17 protein-coding genes are annotated in these 20,474 nt (G+C 47.0%); 3 read left to right on the top strand and 14 right to left on the bottom strand.

Annotated features, from left to right (window positions below; all coding sequences use genetic code 11):
* From H7K52_RS00970 to H7K52_RS00980, 3 genes are all read left to right on the top strand, one after another.
* Complete coding sequence (locus tag H7K52_RS00970; RefSeq protein ID WP_004571308.1) at positions 1-477, top strand: YbaK/prolyl-tRNA synthetase associated domain-containing protein; 477 nt, start codon at positions 1-3, stop codon at positions 475-477.
* 66 nt (positions 478-543) lie between these two features.
* Complete coding sequence (locus H7K52_RS00975; protein ID WP_182629533.1) at positions 544-1,335, top strand: ABC transporter substrate-binding protein; 792 nt, start codon at positions 544-546, stop codon at positions 1,333-1,335.
* Between the two features lie 106 nt (positions 1,336-1,441).
* A complete protein-coding gene (locus tag H7K52_RS00980; RefSeq protein ID WP_004571306.1) occupies positions 1,442-2,740 on the top strand; it encodes a succinylglutamate desuccinylase/aspartoacylase family protein in 1,299 nt (432 codons plus the stop codon).
* Between the two features lie 36 nt (positions 2,741-2,776).
* On the opposite strand, the gene gndA is transcribed toward H7K52_RS00980, so the two are convergent.
* The 14 genes from gndA to H7K52_RS01050 all read right to left on the bottom strand — a co-directional run bounded on the left by gndA (position 2,777) and on the right by H7K52_RS01050 (position 20,471).
* Positions 2,777-4,186: an NADP-dependent phosphogluconate dehydrogenase gene (gndA, locus tag H7K52_RS00985; RefSeq protein WP_039659816.1), complete on the bottom strand. Its 1,410-nt coding sequence runs from the start codon at positions 4,184-4,186 to the stop codon at positions 2,777-2,779.
* A 253-nt stretch (positions 4,187-4,439) separates the two neighbouring features.
* Complete coding sequence (locus tag H7K52_RS00990) at positions 4,440-6,587, bottom strand: glycoside hydrolase family 99-like domain-containing protein (RefSeq protein WP_154926621.1); 2,148 nt, start codon at positions 6,585-6,587, stop codon at positions 4,440-4,442.
* A 34-nt stretch (positions 6,588-6,621) separates the two neighbouring features.
* Positions 6,622-8,640, bottom strand: coding sequence for a class I SAM-dependent methyltransferase (locus H7K52_RS00995; protein WP_182629534.1), 2,019 nt, complete (start codon positions 8,638-8,640; stop codon positions 6,622-6,624).
* Positions 8,633-10,006 carry an ABC transporter ATP-binding protein gene (locus tag H7K52_RS01000; RefSeq protein WP_154926623.1) on the bottom strand — a complete coding sequence of 458 codons (1,374 nt, stop codon included), beginning with the start codon at positions 10,004-10,006 and terminating at the stop codon, positions 8,633-8,635. The genes H7K52_RS00995 and H7K52_RS01000 overlap by 8 nt, the downstream gene beginning before the upstream one ends.
* Positions 9,996-10,748 carry an ABC transporter permease gene (locus H7K52_RS01005; RefSeq protein ID WP_375150327.1) on the bottom strand — a complete coding sequence of 251 codons (753 nt, stop codon included), beginning with the start codon at positions 10,746-10,748 and terminating at the stop codon, positions 9,996-9,998. The genes H7K52_RS01000 and H7K52_RS01005 overlap by 11 nt, the downstream gene beginning before the upstream one ends.
* Positions 10,749-10,863: 115 nt before the next feature.
* Positions 10,864-11,832: a glycosyltransferase family 2 protein gene (locus H7K52_RS01010; protein WP_110411259.1), complete on the bottom strand. Its 969-nt coding sequence runs from the start codon at positions 11,830-11,832 to the stop codon at positions 10,864-10,866.
* Entirely contained in the window at positions 11,795-12,343 is a 549-nt protein-coding gene (gene rfbC, locus H7K52_RS01015; RefSeq protein ID WP_110411258.1) for a dTDP-4-dehydrorhamnose 3,5-epimerase, read from the bottom strand. Before rfbC ends, H7K52_RS01010 begins: the two co-directional genes overlap by 38 nt.
* The gene (gene rfbA, locus H7K52_RS01020) at positions 12,343-13,224 is read right to left on the bottom strand and encodes a glucose-1-phosphate thymidylyltransferase RfbA (protein ID WP_182629535.1); all 882 of its coding nucleotides are present in this window, start codon (positions 13,222-13,224) and stop codon (positions 12,343-12,345) included. The genes rfbC and rfbA overlap by 1 nt, the downstream gene beginning before the upstream one ends.
* A gap of 44 nt (positions 13,225-13,268) precedes the next feature.
* A complete protein-coding gene (gene rfbD / locus H7K52_RS01025) occupies positions 13,269-14,156 on the bottom strand; it encodes a dTDP-4-dehydrorhamnose reductase (protein ID WP_039659807.1) in 888 nt (295 codons plus the stop codon).
* The gene (gene rfbB / locus H7K52_RS01030; RefSeq protein ID WP_004571295.1) at positions 14,156-15,235 is read right to left on the bottom strand and encodes a dTDP-glucose 4,6-dehydratase; all 1,080 of its coding nucleotides are present in this window, start codon (positions 15,233-15,235) and stop codon (positions 14,156-14,158) included. Before rfbB ends, rfbD begins: the two co-directional genes overlap by 1 nt.
* Before the next feature lie 435 nt (positions 15,236-15,670).
* Positions 15,671-16,687: a UDP-glucose 4-epimerase GalE gene (gene galE / locus H7K52_RS01035; protein WP_182629536.1), complete on the bottom strand. Its 1,017-nt coding sequence runs from the start codon at positions 16,685-16,687 to the stop codon at positions 15,671-15,673.
* A gap of 42 nt (positions 16,688-16,729) precedes the next feature.
* On the bottom strand, positions 16,730-17,632 hold the full coding sequence (gene galF / locus H7K52_RS01040) for a UTP--glucose-1-phosphate uridylyltransferase GalF (RefSeq protein ID WP_004571293.1): 903 nt from the start codon (positions 17,630-17,632) through the stop codon (positions 16,730-16,732).
* Positions 17,633-17,910: 278 nt separating this feature from the next.
* Positions 17,911-19,251: a lipopolysaccharide biosynthesis protein gene (locus tag H7K52_RS01045; RefSeq protein ID WP_004571292.1), complete on the bottom strand. Its 1,341-nt coding sequence runs from the start codon at positions 19,249-19,251 to the stop codon at positions 17,911-17,913.
* Entirely contained in the window at positions 19,248-20,471 is a 1,224-nt protein-coding gene (locus H7K52_RS01050) for a glycosyltransferase (protein ID WP_004571291.1), read from the bottom strand. The genes H7K52_RS01045 and H7K52_RS01050 overlap by 4 nt, the downstream gene beginning before the upstream one ends.
* Between the last annotated feature and the right edge of the window lie 3 nt (positions 20,472-20,474).

The raw sequence follows: 20,474 nt of genomic DNA on the forward strand, positions 1-20,474 counted from the left end.
GTGACGACCCATGAAAAATTAATCGCCCTGCTCGACCAGCATCAGGCTCGCTATCGTCTGATGGAACATGAAGCAACAGGCAAATGTGAAGCCGTTGCGGCGATACGCGGCACCGAAATCGGCCAGGGCGCGAAAGCGCTGGTCTGTCATGTGAAAGGCAATGGCGTGAAACAGCACGTGCTGGCGGTGTTACCGGCTGATCAGCAGGCCGACCTGAGTAAAGTCGCAGCGGCGGTCGGTGGACGGCGCGCCTCACTCGCCAGCCCGACAGAGACCGAACTGCTGACCGGTTGTGTATTCGGGGCTATCCCGCCGTTCAGCTTTCATCCTGACCTCAGACTGGTCGTTGACCCCACGCTGTTTGAACGTTATCCGGAGATCGCGTTTAACGCCGGTCTGCTGGAGCGCTCAGTGATCCTGAACACCGAAGATTACCGGTCGCTGTGCGCGGCTGACGTGGTGAAGATAACGCAGTAATTGCCATCCCGGCAGCCCGGCGATACTCTGCATAAACATGCATCACGACAGAATAAGAGCAAAATCATGAACATTTTCACTCAACGCCTGCGTCAGACGCTGGCAGTGGCGGTTATGGCTGGTTGTGCGTTTGGCGCGCAGGCGAAAATCGAACAGGTGCGTTTCGCGGTCGATCCGACCTATCCACCGTTTGAATCGAAAACACCACATGGCAAGCTGGTCGGCTTTGATATCGATCTGGGCAATGCGCTCTGTACCCAGATGCAGGCGAAATGCGTCTGGGTTGAAAGCCAGTTTGACGGCATGATCCCGGCGCTGAAAGCGCGTAAATTCGATGCCATTCTCTCTGACATGGGCATTACCGAAGAGCGCCTTAAACAGATCGATTTCACCATGCCGCTCTATGACACCCACACCCAGCTAATCGCCCGTAAGGGTTCTGGCATATTGCCAACGGTTGAATCCCTGAAAGGGAAAACAGTCGGCGTGGAACAGGGAACAGTACAGGAGCGCTATGCGCTGGCGAAATGGCAGCCCCATGGTGTGACCGTGGTGCCTTATGGCGATCAGGCACAGGTTGAAAGCGATCTGGTTTCAGGCCGGCTGGATGCGGTCTTCACCGATGCGGCACAAGCGGCCATTGGCTTCCTGAAGCATCCGCAGGGTAAAGACTTTGAGCTGGCTGGCCCGATTATTCAGGATCCGATTATCGGCCCTGGCACGGCAATCGGCCTGCGCAAAGGCGATGCGGAGCTGAAAACGGCACTGGATAATGCCTTTGCCGGAATCAAAAAGAACGGCACGTTTGACAAGATTCAGAAGCGCTATTTCGCTACGGATATCTCTATCCAGCAGTAACCTCGCGGTCGCCCTTTTTCGTCCTCACCGCGATCCGGCACTATACTTTAACTTTTTCAGGACGGCGCACTGTCGTCCTTTGCCGATTAAAGGACATTAACACGGTATGCATCAACAACATCATCCACTGTTAAGCGCCTCTTTAGGCACCCAGCGTGAAATCATCAGTTTTCATTTTGCTCCGGACCACGAGCGTCAGGTCTATATCCAGGCTGCACTTCATGGTGACGAACTGCCCGGTATGGCGGTGGCATGGTTTCTGAAACAAAGACTGCAGTCGCTGGAGTCCGCCGGACAGCTCAAAGCCGCGTTTACCCTGGTGCCGGTTGCTAATCCCCTGGCGCTGGGACAGCACTGGCACGGCACCCATCTGGGTCGTTTCCATACGCTCTCTGGTCAGGACTTTAATCGCCGTTTTCCGTCACTGGGTACCACGCTGGCGGCCGGACTGGCGGATAGCCTGACGCAGAGTGAATCGCAGAACCGAAGCCTGATTCGCGACGCGATCGATCGTCACTATCGCGATACCGTGCCAAAAACGGAGCTGGATGCGCAGCGTTATACGCTGATGCGAATGGCCAGCCAGGCGGATCTAATGATTGACCTGCACTGTGACTGGGAAGCCGTGCCGCATCTCTACACCACGCCGCATGCCTGGCCGGACATTGAGCCGCTGGCGCGATGGTTAGGCAGTGAAGTGCAGCTGCTGGCGCAGATCTCTGGCGGTGAACCGTTTGATGAAGCCTGCTGCGAACCCTGGCTGACGCTGGCAGAACGCTTTGGCAAAGATTACCCCATGCCACGTGGATTGCTGCCGGTGACGCTGGAGTTGCGTGGCGTGCGTGATGTGTCGCCTGAACAGGCGGAGAAAGATGCAGATGCGATTATTTCGGCACTGCAGGAAAGTGGTTATATCGGCTACAGCGAGCCATCAATTTCCGTGGAAGTGGCTGCTCCTGTAATCGGTGGCGATGAACTGGTTCCGGCAAGCGCGGGCGGTGACGATATCGTGGCAATCAATGACGGTCCGATTGGTTTAAACGTGCCTGACGTTGCTGAAGCGCCAGGAGAGACGGGCGTGATTAAAGAACGTCACAGCGAAGGATCGGCGGCAGCCTCCCCTGCCCTGAAAAATCCCCCTACGCCGTTAGCAGGTTGCGAATATATTCATTCGCCGGTGTCAGGTCTGATTCTGCATCGTAAACCGCTTGGCGCACAGATTCGGCCAGGAGAAGTGGTCGCTGAGATTGTCGATCCGATTACTGACCATATCACGCCACTGGTGGCAGAGCATGGCGGTATCCTTTATGCAAGGCACTGGGTGAGGTTTGCGACGGCAGGCATGCTGGTGGTGCGGCTGGCGGGTGAGAAGGAGATTCGGAGCGGGGATTTGCTGGTAGGGTAAAAAAAAGGGCTTCCCGAGGGAAGCCCATTTTAGTGATTAATCTAACCACTCGGTGTGGAACACACCATCTTTGTCAATGCGCTTATAGGTATGCGCACCAAAGTAGTCACGCTGCGCCTGAATCAGGTTGGCAGGCAGCACTTCTGAACGGTAGCTGTCGTAGTAAGCAATCGCCGCAGAGAAGGTTGGCGTCGGGATGCCGTTCTGAATCGCGTAAGAAACCACATCACGCAGCGCCTGCTGATACTGATCCGCGATATCTTTGAAGTATGGCGCCAGCAACAGGTTAGCGATGCCTGCATCTGCTTCATAAGCATCAGTGATTTTCTGCAGGAACTGAGCACGGATGATGCAACCCGCGCGGAAGATCTTAGCGATTTCACCGTAGTGCAGGTCCCAGTTGTTCTCTTCTGACGCAGCACGCAGCTGTGAGAAGCCCTGCGCATAAGAGACAATTTTACCCAGGTACAATGCACGACGAACTTTCTCGATGAACTCTGCTTTGTCACCAGTAAACGCTTTAGCTTGTGGACCGCTCAGTACTTTAGAGGCCGCAACGCGCTGCGTTTTCAGTGACGAGAGGTAACGGGCAAAAACAGACTCGGTGATCAGTGACAGAGGCTCGCCAAGATCCAGTGAGCTCTGGCTGGTCCATTTACCGGTACCTTTGTTTGCTGCTTCATCCAGAATCACATCAACCAGATATTTACCTTCTTCGTCTTTCTTGGTGAAGATATCTTTGGTGATGTCGATCAGGTAGCTGCTCAGCTCGCCGTTATTCCACTCGGTGAAGGTTTCAGCCAGCTCTTCGTTGTTCAGGCCCAGAGCGCCTTTCAGCAGAGCATAAGCTTCAGCGATCAGCTGCATGTCGCCATACTCGATGCCGTTGTGAACCATCTTCACATAGTGACCCGCGCCGTCCGGACCGATGTAAGCCACACAGGCTTCGCCATCTTCCGCACGTGCCGCGATCTTATCCAGAATCGGCGCAACCAGCTCGTACGCTTCTTTCTGACCGCCAGGCATGATTGATGGGCCTTTGAGTGCGCCCTCTTCACCGCCGGAAACGCCGGTACCGATGAAGTTGAAGCCCTGATCAGAAAGCTCTTTGTTACGACGGATGGTGTCTTTATAGAAAGTGTTACCGCCATCGATCAGGATGTCACCTTTATCCAGGTGTGGAGTCAGTGAGGCGATAGTCTTATCAGTCGCTTCACCTGCCTGAACCATCAGCAGGATACGACGAGGTTTTTCCAGCGATTCGACAAACTCTTCAACGGTGTAAAAAGGAGCAAGCTTCTTACCCTGGTTCTCAGCGATGACTTCATCAGTCTTTTCGCGTGAACGGTTGAAGATAGAAACAGTGTAACCGCGGCTCTCAATGTTAAGAGCCAGATTGCGGCCCATCACTGCCATACCTACAACGCCGATCTGTTGCTTGGACATTACATACTCCTGTCTGTGGTCTCGCATGGTGTTACCCGTAACACCACTTTGTAAGTGATCAGTATGTTAACTCAGGATAGCGGATTAAAGGTAATGAATGGTGCGGTTGCGTGAGGAAATTATGTTAAGAAAAATCAACCTGATAGGTTAATTATCCTAAATATGATTCATCAGTTTAAAACGCACGGAAAGTTAATAAAAAAAGTTAACCAGCAGGCATCAACCTTAATGGGCATTGATGCCTGACAAAAAGTTAAAGTGAGGTGATATCGACCACTTTAAAACCTTGTGCATTCGCAACTGCACCAGTCACCCTTTCGACGCTGTGAGCAAGCGTGCCATCTAGCTGACCCGCCTCAAGTTCAAACTCTTCTTCATCCAATAAATTGCTGGCCAAAGGATCGAGAGCATCTTTCCTGAACCAGAACATTGAACCCGCCGGGAAACTGGTTTTGAATGTCTTAAACAATTCTGGAGAATCCATTCTTGTAAAAAGCTTTTCGAGCCAATATCTGTTGCCCAAATTTATTTCAGGGATGGAAAGATCAGTTATGGAATTTCTTGGGGCAATTATTCCTATATCATCATGAAGCTCGAAATGGTTAATGATTTTTGAAACATGTTCGCGCGATCCAAGAAGATCTGCGAACAGACTTTCACGCCATTGCTGGCCATCAACTCGATGAGGTGATTTCTTAGTATGGACTTTACAAATATATTTATAACCGAAGCCATCTGCAACCTTAAGCGCTTTGATGAAAGGTCGGATATCTCGTCCACGATTATCTACCATCACAAAAAACACATTTGCAAACGATGCTTTTATTTTCTCAAGCGTGGTCAGTTTAACATCACTGCGCATGGTGATGATGAGGTCAAGTTTATCCTGATACTGCGCAATATATTTTTCGACCAATTCGCAAGCCAAATCTTCATAATAAGCATGTAGAATTACAGCTGACTTAAAGCGGGGTTTAAACTCCTGATTAATATCTGCAATAAGTTGGTTATCGCAATCATATTTCAAGAGTGAATTACGTAAGATGTTTGCTGTAGCATGTAAATATGCATATCCATTATGACGATCAGGCTCAAGATGCGCACCTTCGGCCCATTCATTCCAGGCGTTGACAAAGACAAGGCGTTCTTCAGGTTTGCGATTCATTGTGGTTTTAATTGCACTATCAAGCCACTTAGCATAGAGCTCAGGTTTAGCATTATAGAAAGAGAAACCTTGAGTGGGCTTTCTGGCTTCATTATCCCATGATGGCATAACTGCTTTGAAACAGGTAAAATCCTGGTTATCGATTTTACCTGCTCGCAACGCCAACTCTTCATAATCATAAACCCGACCAGAAAAGTTTTTATTTAATGGCGTGATACTATCAGTAATATCTTTTGCACCAACCTGATGTGGTGGGAATTCTACAATAGCATCGAAGTCGTAAGGTTGCGGACTTGAGACATCGAAAGCATTAACGACAACCAGGTAAAGACCTGGTAATCCATTTTTGATGGCATGCTCGCGCCAGCGTTTACCCGTCTCTTTGGCATCAGGAAGTGAGCTTGCACGATACAGAATAAGCAGTGGCTTACCATCTACCCTGATATAACGCTCATCCTTAAGTGCAGGCATGATATCATCTAAAAAGGCAATATCATCTTCTGGAGAATGTTTTTGTGAAATCAAAACATCATTTTCCAGACCGTCCCAACGACGTGTCCAGTTCTCATTAGCCCAACATAAACAAAAATCAATATCGAGCGATTTATCCTTAAGGAAATTTTGTACAGGCGTTTCCATCAAACGCTTGCCACCAAACCAGTAATGGTGGAAGCAAAAACCGTTAACGCCATACTGTTTAGCAAGATCGATCTGCTGTCGCATTACCTGAGGTAAACGTAAGTCATAAAACCCAAGTTCGCCAGGTAAGCGTGGCTGCTGATGCCCAAGATATTGCGGCCTTGCTTTCGTCACGTTTGTCCATTCAGTAAAACCTTCCCCCCACCACTCATTGTTTTCTTTAAACGGATGAAATTGCGGAAGATAGTAAGCAATAACTTTTACAGGTAAGTCAACACCTTCAAGGCTATCAAGCGCCTTAGGAACATAATGACTTTGTTCGTTGACTTTCAATGACGCTTTTTTGAAATCAGTTTTTAACCAGGCCTCAATGAGCGAAGATCTATCGTTGATAGATGTTTCTTCAAAGCTATTTTCAGAAGTAGGGTTATAAGCATAAACGCCAGAATTATTATTCTTATAGGCTGAATGCAATCTGCTATAGACAGCTTTAACGCCTTCTTCCTTATAAAGCTTTGAGACCAGTTTAATGCGATATTTTAAAAGATCGCGATCTCCAGAGGATAACATCTTTTTTGCAAAACGATAGATTTTCAACGTCAACACCCTTATCTGATTTCAGATTGCCAGTTTAGTATTTGTTCAGCGATTTAGCAGACCGACTGAAAAATGAAGCTAATTTCCATGCTCTTGATGAAGTAATTTTCTGTAATTTATCCGTCTTAACTTTAACCTCTTCCATAAGTTTTTCTTCTCTGGATTTTTGTTCGGCGGCAACGCTAAGAAGGTTATCGATTTGCTCCTGCAACCGCGAACATGATGCTTGCGCATCTATCAACTCTTTCTCTTTTACATCCAATAAACTATTTTTACCAAATATCTCCTCGCCTTTCTCCTTAATCTGCTTTTCGACATCCTTCATTTGATTTTCGACATTGGCTACAGTAGAGGAGAGATCCTGATTTGAATGATAAACTCTGGCAAGTTCGCTTTTATAATCATTCAGGAAATCACGGACAACGAAATACGAATTTTTATAGCGTTCAAATAGATCGTTAGTGTCAACATTGACCACTTGCGAAACCAAAGCGACTTCTTGTTTTAAGTATTCGTTAAAATGCTCTTCCGTTAGCTCCGGGAAAATTTCTGTTACTATAAACTTTGTAGTGTTAAATACATTAGAATCTGACAACTCTTTTGTAGGAGCAACGGATGTCACTCGTAAAAGTGAGTTAAATACACCCCTGAAAACGAGATATGAAAGCATCAGTGGCCTTTCAGAACTTAATTCCAAATCGAATATTTTGTAACCTTGTACCGTTTTTATAATATTAAACGGAGTTGCGTCCAGGTATTCGGGTGGCAACTCGGTACTCCATTTCCATGAAGAAGAAATATTTTCAGTGACCAGCGCTTCACTAATCCACACTCTTGCCCAATCAATAACGCTGCTTAATTGCCAGCCGTGCTTGTTTATGATGCTTACCAGGCTTAGCCACAGGCTTTCACCTTGATAGAAAGGTTCACCACCAATAAACTCCCCTGAAATTTTATAGCTCTCAATCTTATAATTTCCGTTAATCTCAAGGAATTTTATTTTTTTCTGACTATCATTTATTCTTGCATCGGAATAATACCATGCTAATGTATTATCACTTACGTGATTTTTAGATGACATTGAAGCTATCATCAGAAATGAGTTTGACAAATCTGATGAAAGTTCATTATTCCAGATTATTTTCGTGGACTCTTCTAAGGAAAAAGTATAGGAATCAGGGGCCTGCGCATCTTTGTGATGAACTTCACTCACTAACGGATAAATTACTGAACTACGCTGCTGATGACCATAGGGAGTAATAACTAAAGTAGGTAACTTGTAGTCAGGAAAGGGCAGGAATTCTTCAACATTGCTAAATCCTGCATTTTGCATCATTTGTATGAGTTCGATTCTACCAAAAGTGCGTACACCATTATCATGATAGGCGTTATTAATGCCCACCATAGGTATACCCAAATGATCTTCTTTAGCTCCGGCTAAATACTTCATGCCGAGTTGGTTCTCAATGGCTACGAATAATGAACCATCAGAGTTCAATCTCTTCTTACAAAAGGATAAAAGTGATAATTGCCCTTCAGCACCCAGGAAGCATTGAGCATATTCAAGAACGCCAATCAATAAAACGTAATCAAATTCACCAATATCCGGAATTTTATCGCTTGAACAATTAATTACTGTAACATCTTCTAAATCTTTACAGCGTTTACGCGTTATAGATGCTCTTCTTTTGCTGCCTTCAATTGCGATGACTTCTGCACCAGCTTCAGCAATAAAGCGGGTTATTGCACCACATCCACATCCAATCTCGAGAACACGTTTACCCTTGAAATTTTTCCCGAACGGTCTTAATAAGTTAGATCTTTTTGAAGTTAAATGATATTGTGAAGGCCAGTCTTTTATATATCCAGCAAGTTCCTGAGAAAGCACGGAGCAGTCTTCAGCTTTTGTGACGACATCTAAAATGTAGTTTTCATGATAATCGCCGTCATTATAATTAAATTCCTGCTGATCTTTTTCGGTCCAGATTTTAAGTTCAGAGTCGTAAACGAAATCAGACGATAGTAGTACCGTAGAAAGTTTTTCTTTATTCACAGTTAATCGAAGCCTCTAAATTTACCAGACCTAAGAATTCTGGGGTAGGTTCTACTGCAATATGAATTGAATCATATCTCCGATCGTGCGGAACCACCTCTCCTGATGTGTTATAGCTGGCCAGGCCTATTGAAATGAAATAATCACCCTGGAAAAGACGCATGGGTAGTTCAATATTAACTGTATAGGATTTCCCTTCCTCTCCAACTTCAATAAAAGGAATTTCTAATATATTTGTATTGGTATTATAAATTGTTATTCCATCTTTAGTTTTAACCGCAAAACCAAAAATAGGTCTGAAAATGGTCGAGTTGAACTTAACAAGGAATTTAAATTTCATATTCCCGTTTCCCGACACACTATACGGGTATAAGTTTTCACCCTGAACAAGCGAAAAGTCTTGGATCTCAGCAGTCCTGTCACCCCAACGAAATTCGTTCGCGTTATAATTATTACGCTTTTCGAACCCAAATTCTTCTAAAGTGACGACTGGCTCAACCTCCTGACTTACGTTAAATCTTTCAGTCTGATTTTTCTCGATTTCGCTAGCTGATTTTATATGATCATCTTCTACTGCTCGCTTAGTATTGGTTGATGATGACTTTCCAAACAATAGATCGAGATACTGATTAACAATATCTTTAGGAGCACCGTTGTCTACTATTGAACCATCGTTCAATAGTAGAGCTTTATCACAATGAGTAATGATCTGTTCAGTCGCATGTGATACAAAAAGAATAGATGTGCCATCATTTTTGAGTTGCTTAAGTCTGGCAAAGCATTTTGCCTGAAACTTAGCATCCCCGACGGCTAATGCTTCATCAACGATTAATATCTCAGGGTCAATTTGAGCCTGTACAGCAAACGCAAGACGAACCATCATTCCGCTTGAATAAGTCTTAACTGGTGTATTAATAAAATGTCCAATATCGGCAAAAGCCAGGATATCATCCAGTTTATTATCAATCTCTTCCTTAGTCAGACCTAATAGCGCGCCGTTAAGATAGACATTTTCACGCCCAGTGAAGTCACCATTAAATCCAGCACCTAATTCAAGCAGGGCAGCAACACGACCTTGAATATTGACAGTTCCTTGGGTAGGAGATAATGTACCCGCAATAATCTGCAATAATGTTGATTTGCCAGAGCCGTTACGACCAACTACACCCAGCGTTTCGCCTTTAGGTAAATTAAAACTTATATCCTGAAGCGCCCAAAACTCTTCATGATACACCCGGGGGACTTTCCCAAGTCTGCGCTCGATATTAGGTACTATAAATTGTTTAAGTCGTCTGACAGGACTATCGAAAACCTGATAGCATTTGCTAACATCAATTATTTCTAATGCATTATCTTTAGATAACATCAGCAAATCCCTTACGTGTTTTCTGGAACCAGAAGTAGCTAAGCCATAATATTACTGTTGATATACAAGCATATATTATCAGACCATTGAAATCAGGCAATCTACCCCAAATCACAACTTCCCGAGTTTGCTCGATTATGAACGTTAATGGATTAGATAATATAATGACCTGATATTTCTGAGGCACAGAAGAAAGCGGGTAAAATACGGGCGAAAGAAAAAGTATTACCGTAATTAACAACGTTATAAACTGCCCTAAATCTCTGATAAAAACACCCAGCGAAGAAATCAAAAAACTTAAAGCCAAAACTAAAATTAATACGGGAATGAATACCAATGGAAGTAACACCGCCGTCCAGTGGATATAACCGTTCGCAAAAGCAAATGCCAGTAAGAGTACAAAAATATTGATCAGCGCCTGAAAACATGCGGACAATAAAGCTATTACTGGGAAAGAATCAAGTGGGAAAACTACTTTTTTAACATAGTTGGCATTATTAAGTATTAATGTGGGTGATTTAGTTAATACCTCGCCAAAAATCCCATGCACAATCAACCCTGCAAAAAGAATTATCGCAAACTGCGCTTTTGACTCATTTGCCGCAGCATTCCCCCAACGTGCATTAAATACTTCTGAAAAGACAAGCGTATAGACAGCTAACATAAAAACAGGATTTATGAAGGACCAGAAAATGCCCATCACTGAGCCTTTATATCTGCTTATTACGTCGCGCTTGGTCATTTCGAAAATAATATGTCTATTAATATAGGTATTCTTGCATAACGACCATAGGGATGTATCGTGTCTAGTATTCTGCTGCAAAATTTCACCTTTAATGGGTAAATTTATTTATCGATCATAATTTCTTCAGAAATATAGCAACGTAAAGGCCTAAAGTGCCTAAAAACGTCTGACGGTACATATCCAACTTTCTGAATATATAAAGTCTTTTAAATAAATTACTGCTTCTGGCATCATTAAATCTATCAAGAATAACCTTTTTCTCGGGAGCGACATTGATGTCGGCTTTACTTAACGCGTAAAGATTAGCGTCAATCCATTTCTTGAAATGCCCATCAAGTAACCCGCCAATACGTTTAAATCTTGCTATCCATCCCAGGTTTGATCCAACAATGTTGTTGGTATGTTGCCGATAATTGATTGCAGGTTTAGGATCGTAGTATATATGCCCATCGACTGCTGTTATAACAATGTATATCCACCAATCGTGAGATATGATCAATACGTCTCTCGGCGTTTTATTGATGATATTTCGTGCTGTTCGATTAAGTACCATGGTATTGCCACCAGCAATACTTTGAATAAGGGCATTCTTGAACGATGGCGGCTTACTGAATAGCGGTGACTCACCCAGATGATGACCATTCTCATCGATTAATCTGGTTCGCCCACAATAGACTGAAGGGACATTATGACTGTAGCCAGATAGAGCCGATATGCTCCTTGCTAATTTATCTGGCATCCATTCATCATCTTGATCACTGAATGCATAATAATCAAACGCATCCCCGCACTTCTCCAGTAAAGATAGAAAATTCCAGGCAAATCCCTTGCCTGGACCATTGATTATAACAAAACGCTCACTGCCTAACTTCTCCTGATAATATTGCAATATATCAAGAGTCCCGTCAGTTGATCCATCATCCGAGACAAACACCGTCCATTCTTTTTCAGTCTGATTTATAATTGAATCAATCTGCTGTCTTATATATTGACTACCATTGTAAGAGCATAAAAGGACTGCGGTACGCGTTTTTATTTGCATCTCAATCGAAAGTTTCTGCGTTATTAAGTAATACGCCATCTTTATCTTTACCAGATAAAGTCATTTCTTCAACTTCAGGCCATTCAATATTTATCTGCGGATCATTCCACAAAATGCTTCTTTCGGACTGAGGAGCATAATAATTTGTAGTTTTATAAATAAACTGAACACGCTCTGAAAGCGTTATGAAACCGTGAGCAAATCCCTCAGGAATCCATAGCTGACGGTTGTTTTCAGCACTTAAATGCACGCCGACCCAGTGTCCAAACGTTTCGGATGAACGTCTGATATCCACCGCGACATCAAAAACCTCACCTTCAACGCAGCGTACGAGTTTGCCCTGCGCATGTGGATTAAGCTGATAATGGAGTCCTCTTAGTACGCCTTTTTTGGACATTGAGTGATTGTCCTGAACAAAATCGACATGACGACCAACAGCTTTATCGAAAATAGACTGATTGAAGCTTTCCAGGAAAAATCCACGTTCGTCACCAAACACTTTAGGCTCAATGATTTTTACGTCAGGAATTTTAGTATCAATAATATTCATTATAAACGTCCTTCAACCAGCGCCATCAGGTATTTGCCATATTCATTTTTAAGATATGGTTTGGCCAGTTCCTGTAATTGCTCTTTATTAATGAAACCCATTCTGAATGCGATTTCTTCCGGACAGGCAACTTTTAGCCCCTGACGTGATTCTATAGTCTGGATAAAATTGTTCGCTTCCATCAGGCTTTGATGTGTGCCGGTATCTAACCAGGCGTGTCCGCGGCCCATAATTGATACAGAAAGCTTCCCCTGCTCCATGTAGATCCGGTTGATATCCGTAATCTCCAGTTCACCGCGGGGTGATGGCGCAAGGTTTTTCGCCATTTCCACAACACTGTTGTCATAGAAATAGAGACCGGTCACTGCATAGTTGCTGCGAGGATGTTCAGGTTTTTCTACCAGAGAAATGGCTTTGCCATCTTTATCAAATTCAACAACGCCATAACGCTCAGGGTCAGTGACGTGATAGGCAAAGACAGTTGCCCCATCATCTTTCTTCGATGCAGTTTCAAGTTGCTTGTAAAGATCGTGACCATAGAAAATATTGTCGCCAAGGATCAGCGCGACTGAGTCGTCACCAATAAACTCTTCACCAATGATAAATGCCTGAGCAAGACCATCAGGGCTAGGCTGAACTTTATACTGAATCGAAATTCCCCACTGTGAGCCATCTCCCAGCAGACTTTCAAAGCGCGGCGTGTCCTGCGGGGTACTGATGATCAGAATGTCATTAATTCCTGCCAGCATCAGCGTACTGAGCGGATAGTAAATCATTGGTTTGTCGTAAACCGGCAGCAATTGCTTGCTGACTGCCATCGTTACCGGATAGAGGCGCGTTCCTGAGCCACCAGCGAGAATAATGCCTTTATTCTTTTTCACAATTTCACCTTAATTGGCCAGGCCGCTATTGCGGCCTGCTTCTATTAAATAAGAGTTTCAAGCAACATACGTTCAACGCCAACTGTCCAGTCGGGCAGGTTCAGACCAAAGGCCTGTTGAAACTTTTCTGTATTGAGTCTTGAGTTTGCCGGTCGTTTAGCCGGTGTAGGGAACGCACTCGTTGGCACAGCTTTAATTGCCTGTACCTGCAGTTCGATGCCTTGCGCTTTTGCAAACTCTATCACTTTAGTGGCATAGGCATGCCAGGTTGTCTCTCCCCCTGCAATCAGGTGATACAGACCAGTAACGGTCCTGTCATTCAGAGCAACTCTGATTGCATGAGCAGTGCAGTCAGCAATCAACTCAGCGCCGGTTGGTGCACCAAACTGGTCATTGATTACTGATAATGAATCGCGATCTTTTGCCAGTTTCAGCATCGTTTTGGCAAAGTTATTACCTTTAGCTGCGTAGACCCAGCTTGTACGGAAAATAAGATAGCGGCTCATGTGGCGGACAATGGCTTGCTCACCTTCCAGCTTACTCTGTCCATAAACATTCAGCGGAGCGGTTGCATCATCTTCGCGCCAGGGTCTATCACCTGAACCGTCAAAAACATAATCCGTTGAGTAGTGAACCAGCCACGCGCCGATTTCCTCGGCTGCCTGTGCCAATGCTTCAATAGACGTTGCATTGACCACGTGCGCTTTATCTTGCTCAGTTTCGGCTTTATCAACAGCAGTGTAAGCAGTGGCATTCACGATCACGTTCGGATTGAGCTTTCGAACTGTCTCGGCGATGCCAGCAGGATTTTCAAAATCACCACAGTAATCAGTTGATTGACGGTCAACAACCGTCAATTTTCCAAGCGGAGCCAGCGCCCGTTGTAACTCCCAACCCACCTGGCCGTTTTTACCAAAAAGCAAAATATTCATTAGCTACGCTTCTCGTAATTTTCTTCGATCCAGTTCTGATAAGCACCACTCTTGACATGCTCAACCCACTGCGAATTGTTGAGATACCATTCAACGGTTTTTTTCAGGCCCGTTTCAAAGGTCTCTTCCGGTTTCCAGCCAAGATCTTTTTCGATCTTAGCGGCGTCGATCGCGTAGCGGCGATCGTGACCCGGACGATCCTGAACGTAGGTAATCTGATCGCTGTACGGGGTTGCTTTTGGTCGCAGCTCATCCAGCAGTTCGCAGACTTTCAGCACAACATCGATGTTTTTCTTTTCGTTATGACCACCGATGTTATAGGTAGTGCCGGTCTCTGCATTTTTCACCACGGTATAGAGCGCGCGCGCGTGGTCTTCAACATAGAGCCAGTCACGAATCTGGTCGCCTTTGCCATAGATAGGTAACGGTTTGCCTTCCAGCGCATTACTGATAATCAACGGGATCAGTTTTTCCGGGAAATGGTAAGGACCGTAGTTGTTTGAACAGTTTGTCACAATCACCGGCAACTTGTAGGTTCGGCCCCAGGCGCGTACCAGATGATCGCTGGCTGCCTTCGTTGACGAGTAAGGGCTGCTTGGCGCATAAGGGGTTTCTTCGGTAAACAGCGGTAGTTCACCGTCCATCTCGTCCGGATGAGGTAAGTCACCATAGACTTCATCCGTTGAAATATGGTGAAAACGGAAAGCTGATTTACGCTCTTCAGGCAGAGCGCTCCAGTACTGACGGCTTGCCTCTAGCAGTGCATAGGTGCCAACCACGTTGGTCTGTACGAATTCCGCCGGACCGGTGATTGAACGGTCTACATGGCTTTCTGCGGCAAGGTGCATGATGGCATCTGGCTGAAATTCATTTAACGCTTCAGTGATAGCCTGACCGTCGCAGATATCGATCTGCTTAAAGGTGTAGCGTGGATTGCTGCTAATCTCTTTCAACGATTCAAGATTGCCTGCGTAAGTAAGTTTATCAACGTTTATGACTTCATCGTTCGTATTGTTGATAACATGACGCACAACCGCTGAACCGATAAAACCTGCACCACCAGTGATAAGAATCTTCATAACGTATTTATTCCTGACAAGCTATCTGAGGCATGGGCGCCTGAATAAGAAGCAGACAATCATAGGTGTTTTCAGAGCACGCTACCGCCCCTGGGTTACAGCTCCCACGATGCTGATTATCTTTGACCGAATAAGTATGCTGAAACATGAACTCGCCAGGTGTTCAGCATTCAATTGATTGATATCACTTTATTAATGAAATTAGTTAAGTGGGTTTATCATTCAACCATCGTAAATTCTATCACTCAGGTATAGCTATTACGAATAAAATGCGATTATGCCGAGGGTGTTAGTTCAACTTATGAGCGCTTTGCAGGCACAGATGATGGTTGCTGATGCGCCAGGACGATGCAATCAGAATATTGAGAAAGGTCTTATAAGATAATTCAAACCAAATATAAGAAAGGCGAACCTATGTTCGCCTTCTGTTTTCAGCTACTTAAACCCATCCGGGTTCTTACTCTGCCAGTTCCACGTATCGCGCATCATCTCATCGATGCCGCGCGTCACGCGCCAGTCGAGCGTACTGTTCGCCAGTGACGCATCGGCCCAGAATGCAGGCAAATCGCCATCACGGCGTGGCTTAATTTCAAACGGAATCGCTTTACCAGACGCCTTCTCAAACGCCTTGATCATCTCCAGTACAGAGAAGCCTTTGCCGCCGCCCAGGTTAAAGGCCGTGTAGCCCTCAACTTTATTGAGGTGGTCCAGTGCTTTCAGGTGCCCTTCCGCCAGGTCTACCACGTGGATATAGTCACGCAGGCAGGTACCGTCTGGCGTATCGTAATCACCGCCAAACACGCCCAGCTTCTCCAGACGCCCAATCGCAACCTGCGCAATGTATGGCAGCAGGTTGTTCGGGATACCCGTCGGGTCTTCACCAATTTCGCCAGACTCATGCGCGCCAACCGGGTTGAAGTAACGCAGGGCAATGGCCTTGAACTTCGGCTCTGCTTTAGCGAAGTCGCGCATCACGAACTCGGTCATCAGTTTAGAGGTGCCGTAAGGACTGGTGGTACCGCCAATCGGGGTGGTCTCAACGTATGGAACCGGTGCATCTGCGCCGTAAACGGTCGCTGATGAGCTGAAGATGAAGTTCCAGACGCCGGCGTTGCGCATCTCTTCCAGCAGTACCACGGTGCCTGCTACGTTGTTCTCGTAGTATTCCAGCGGCATGCGGGTTGATTCACCCACTGCTTTCAGGGCTGCGAAGTGGATGACGGCTGAAATGCTATTTGACGCGAATAAATCACGCAGGCAGGCACGGTCACGGATATCGCCTTCAACGAAGGTCGCTTTTTTACCCGCCAGTTTCTCAACGCGATTAATCGCTTCGCGAGAGGCATTGCAGAGGTTATCCAGAACCACAACATCATCATCACCGCGCTGCAACAGCGCCAGTACGGTATGGGAGCCGATATACCCTGCTCCGCCCGTTACTAAAATTGCCATGTGAGCTCCTTTCAATCTGCCGCGCAGAACGCGGCGAATTTATTACTTTTGTTTTGCGAGGATGGTCTGGATAGCTTCGCGGAACTCACGACCCTGCGTGTTACTGCGCAGTCCGTAAGAGACAAACGCCTGCATGTATCCAAGTTTACGACCGCAGTCGAAACTGTGACCGGTCAGCAGCGAAACATCAACGGTTTTGTTTTTGCTCAGGCTGGCAATCGCATCGGTCAGCTGAATACGACCCCATGCGCCTGGCTCAGTGCGCTCCAGTTCCGCCCAGATATCAGCAGAAAGAACATAGCGACCTACCGCTGCCAGGTCAGAGCTCAGTCCTGCAGTATCTTCTGGCTTCTCAACGAAATCGGTGATGGTGCTGATGTCACCTGGGTGTTCAATCGGCTCTGCAGTGGTGATCACTGAGTACTCAGTCAGATCGGACGCTGGCATATGCTGTGCCAGAACCTGGCTGTGGCCGGTCTCTTCGAAACGGGCAACCATTGCAGCCAGGTTATAACGCATGTGGTCCGCGGTAGAATCATCCAGCAGGACGTCTGGCAGCACCACCACGAACGGGTTATCACCGATCATTGGACGGGCACAGAGAATAGAGTGACCCAGGCCCAGTGGCTGTGCCTGACGCACGTTCATGATCGTTACGCCTGGCGGGCAGATAGACTGCACTTCGCTCAGTAGCTGACGCTTCACGCGTGCTTCGAGCAGTGCTTCCAGCTCGTAAGTGGTGTCGAAGTGGTTTTCTACTGCATTTTTAGATGCATGCGTGACCAGCACAATCTCTTTAATACCCGCGGCAACGCACTCGTCAATGATGTACTGGATCATCGGTTTGTCGACGACAGGCAGCATCTCTTTCGGAATGGCTTTAGTCGCAGGGAGCATATGCATACCGAGGCCCGCAACGGGGATTACTGCTTTAAGCTTGGTCATATTTATTCCGTTTAATAAAATGAAGATGTGGGTCGATTATGCAGGATCGGCCGGAAGTCCAAGTATAATCTTTATCTGAAAAGCGGACAGTAACTCTCTGTCATATCTTGGAAATTCGGCATTTTGCCCATTGCCAGATACGGCATAAACTGAATAAAGACAATCAGTAATCAAATATGACGACTGTGATCTGCAGCACTATCCGTTGGATGCCTGAGACCAGCCATAAATGAAAACGGGCGACCCTAAGGTCGCCCGTTGATATATCTGTGCAGTAATCAGAGCCAGCCTTCAAACCACTCTGGCATCACAAACAGATTAAAGTGATTTACCAGCAACATCACACCGACAAATACCACCGACACCGCCACCCACTGACGGGCATAAGGAATAAACCGAATGCCAATCACCGGCTTGATAAAGAACGGATGCGCCAGTGCGGAGATCAGGATCTGCGAGATAGAGAGCGTAAGCGCCACGTAGAGCACGTTAGGCCAGATAAAGGTGGTCGCCAGTACGGCCAGCACCACAATACTCGCCACGATGTTCCAGTAAAACTCTACGTTGGTCCGCCCGTTGGCCTGTGAAATCGCCCCGGTCAGGCCGCCCATCGGTCGCAGCATGCCAAACAGCAGCATTAGCGGGATCAGATGATAAACCTGCTCATGCGACGCACCATAAAGCACACGGACGATGACCGGCGAGAAGATACCAATCACCAGGTACATCGCGCTGCTGAACAGCATGATCCCCAGCGTGCCCTTCAGGAACAGCTTTTTCAGCTGCTCGGCATCGTGCTGCTTTTCAGCAAAACGTGGCAGTGCCAGACGGTTGATCACCGGCGTGACCAGCTTCAGCGGTTGCAGTACCAGCTCTTTCGCCAGCGAGTAGACACCCAGCATCTCGGCACCCATCACTTTACCCACCACCAGCGCATCCGCCTGGGTACGCAGCTGATTAATAGTCTGCGAGCCGAGCTGATAGCTGCCGTAGCGAATGGCGCCGATAAAGGTCGCTTTGTCGAACTCCCACGTCGGACGCCATGACTTTTCGCCCAGCGCAATCATGCAAAGGATGCGGGTAAAGGCGTTGATAAACAGACCCAGAATCGCGGCTGCCACCGTGAGCGAGGTGAACTCCAGCATCGCCACGACACAGAGGAAGGCAAACAGCTTGGTGCCCATCTCAATCTTCGCCAGCGAGACCATCCGCTTGGTTTTGATGTAGTGCGCCTGATATTGGGACAGATGCCCCAGCACCAGGAAGTTCAGGCTGGTCAGCATGATCAGCCCGGTCAGCTCTGGCAGATGATAGAACCAGGAAACCGGGAAGGCGATCAGTAACATGATCAGACCGGTGCACAAGCTGAGTGAGACGTTCACCCAGTAGATAGTGCTCTGCTCACGACGAGTAATATTCTGGCGATGCACCAGATAACTGCTCATCCCCATATCCTGCAGCACACCCGCCACCGCCAGGATGGCGTTGATGATGGCTAACAGGCCCAGCTCGTGGGTTTCCAGTTTGCGGGCGAGAAAGCTCAGCTGTGCAACCTGCAACACTGCGGAAAAGCAGGTGCTGCCGAACAGCCAAATCGCCTGTGACTTAAATCCACTCACACCAGTCGCTCCAGAATCTGTGCCAGTTCGCCATAGGCGATATGCTGATTAAATTCAGTCTCAACTTTGTGACGTGCAGCTGCGACGACGGGCGCCACATCCACTTCGCCCTGAGAGAGCTTCAGCAGCGTTTCCGCCAGCGCCTCAGGATCATCCTCTTCCACCAGCCAGCCAGACACGTTGTTCTCAATCAGTTCCGGAATACCACTGTGGAAGGTTGAGACGACCGGCAGGCCCACCGCCATCGCCTCCATCAGTGCAACCGGAATACCTTCCATGTCACCATCTGCGGCGGTTTTAGACGGCAGAAGGAAGATATCGGCTTCGCTCAGCGCACGACGAATCTCCTCCTGCGGTTTGAAGCCCGGCATGCTGACGCAATCCTCCATCCCCTCGCGGGCGATGAAATCACGCATCATCTCATCCTGATCGCCATTGCCGATGATGGTGTACTGAAACTGACCGCCACGCTGCTTCAGGATGGCGCTGGCTTTGACCGCCACATCCAGCCCTTTCTTCTCGGTCAGACGCGCCACCGAAACGATACGCAGCGGCGTCTGGAACGCCTGCCGCGGCTGGAAGTTAAATTTCTCCGGTTCAATGCCCATACGCGTCACGTGAATTTTTTCCGGCGGACAGCCCATCTCGATCAGCTTGTTCTCCCACAGGTGGCTGATAGGCAGCATCAGCTCACTCTGGCGGAACAGATTGACGTAATCGAGTTTGTGCTCTTCCAGAATGTGACGACGGGAAATATCGGCGCCATGAAACACGGTCGCCTGTTTACCCTTGAGCACGCCCAGTTCACGCAGCTTGTTCGCCAGCGCACCGGCATAGCCGAAATGCACCAGGAACACATCTGCAGTGAAGGTCTGCTTTGCATTCGCCACAATCGACGGCAGCAGCAGTTTGCTGGACTGCGCGCCATAACGGCGCACATTCAGCGAACGCAGTAGCGACGGTTTGGTCACTTTTGGCAGCACCAGTTTGATACGCTGGTTCAGCTTATCGACAATTGAGATTTTCTCTTCCGGCAGCAGATAGTGCGTCTTCGCCGCCAGACCATACTCATCAAACGCGGCATGCCGGTTCACTAAATCGCCGGGAAAGACTGAAATGATCTCCACCTCGTAACCGGCATCAATAAAATGGGTTACCTGATTTAGTACGAATGTCTCAGAGGCAACCGGGAAACGCATGGTGAAAAAAGTCAGTTTCATCAC

This window comes from Pantoea hericii (assembly GCF_014155795.1).
In the GTDB taxonomy this organism is placed as follows: Bacteria; Pseudomonadota; Gammaproteobacteria; order Enterobacterales; family Enterobacteriaceae; genus Pantoea; species Pantoea eucalypti.

What these genes read in the sequence shown, in the direction of transcription:
- H7K52_RS01000 (WP_154926623.1), bottom strand. Translation starts at nt 10,006, where the DNA reads ATGTTATCTAAAGATAATGCATTAGAAATAATTGATGTTAGCAAATGC.
- gndA (WP_039659816.1), bottom strand. Translation starts at nt 4,186, where the DNA reads ATGTCCAAGCAACAGATCGGCGTTGTAGGTATGGCAGTGATGGGCCGC.
- H7K52_RS00980 (WP_004571306.1), top strand. Translation starts at nt 1,442, where the DNA reads ATGCATCAACAACATCATCCACTGTTAAGCGCCTCTTTAGGCACCCAG.
- galE (WP_182629536.1), bottom strand. Translation starts at nt 16,687, where the DNA reads ATGGCAATTTTAGTAACGGGCGGAGCAGGGTATATCGGCTCCCATACC.
- H7K52_RS00975 (WP_182629533.1), top strand. Translation starts at nt 544, where the DNA reads ATGAACATTTTCACTCAACGCCTGCGTCAGACGCTGGCAGTGGCGGTT.
- rfbD (WP_039659807.1), bottom strand. Translation starts at nt 14,156, where the DNA reads ATGAATATTTTGCTTTTTGGTAAAAACGGCCAGGTGGGTTGGGAGTTA.
- galF (WP_004571293.1), bottom strand. Translation starts at nt 17,632, where the DNA reads ATGACCAAGCTTAAAGCAGTAATCCCCGTTGCGGGCCTCGGTATGCAT.
- rfbC (WP_110411258.1), bottom strand. Translation starts at nt 12,343, where the DNA reads ATGAATATTATTGATACTAAAATTCCTGACGTAAAAATCATTGAGCCT.
- rfbB (WP_004571295.1), bottom strand. Translation starts at nt 15,235, where the DNA reads ATGAAGATTCTTATCACTGGTGGTGCAGGTTTTATCGGTTCAGCGGTT.
- H7K52_RS01050 (WP_004571291.1), bottom strand. Translation starts at nt 20,471, where the DNA reads ATGAAACTGACTTTTTTCACCATGCGTTTCCCGGTTGCCTCTGAGACA.
- H7K52_RS01010 (WP_110411259.1), bottom strand. Translation starts at nt 11,832, where the DNA reads ATGGCGTATTACTTAATAACGCAGAAACTTTCGATTGAGATGCAAATA.
- H7K52_RS01005 (WP_375150327.1), bottom strand. Translation starts at nt 10,748, where the DNA reads ATGACCAAGCGCGACGTAATAAGCAGATATAAAGGCTCAGTGATGGGC.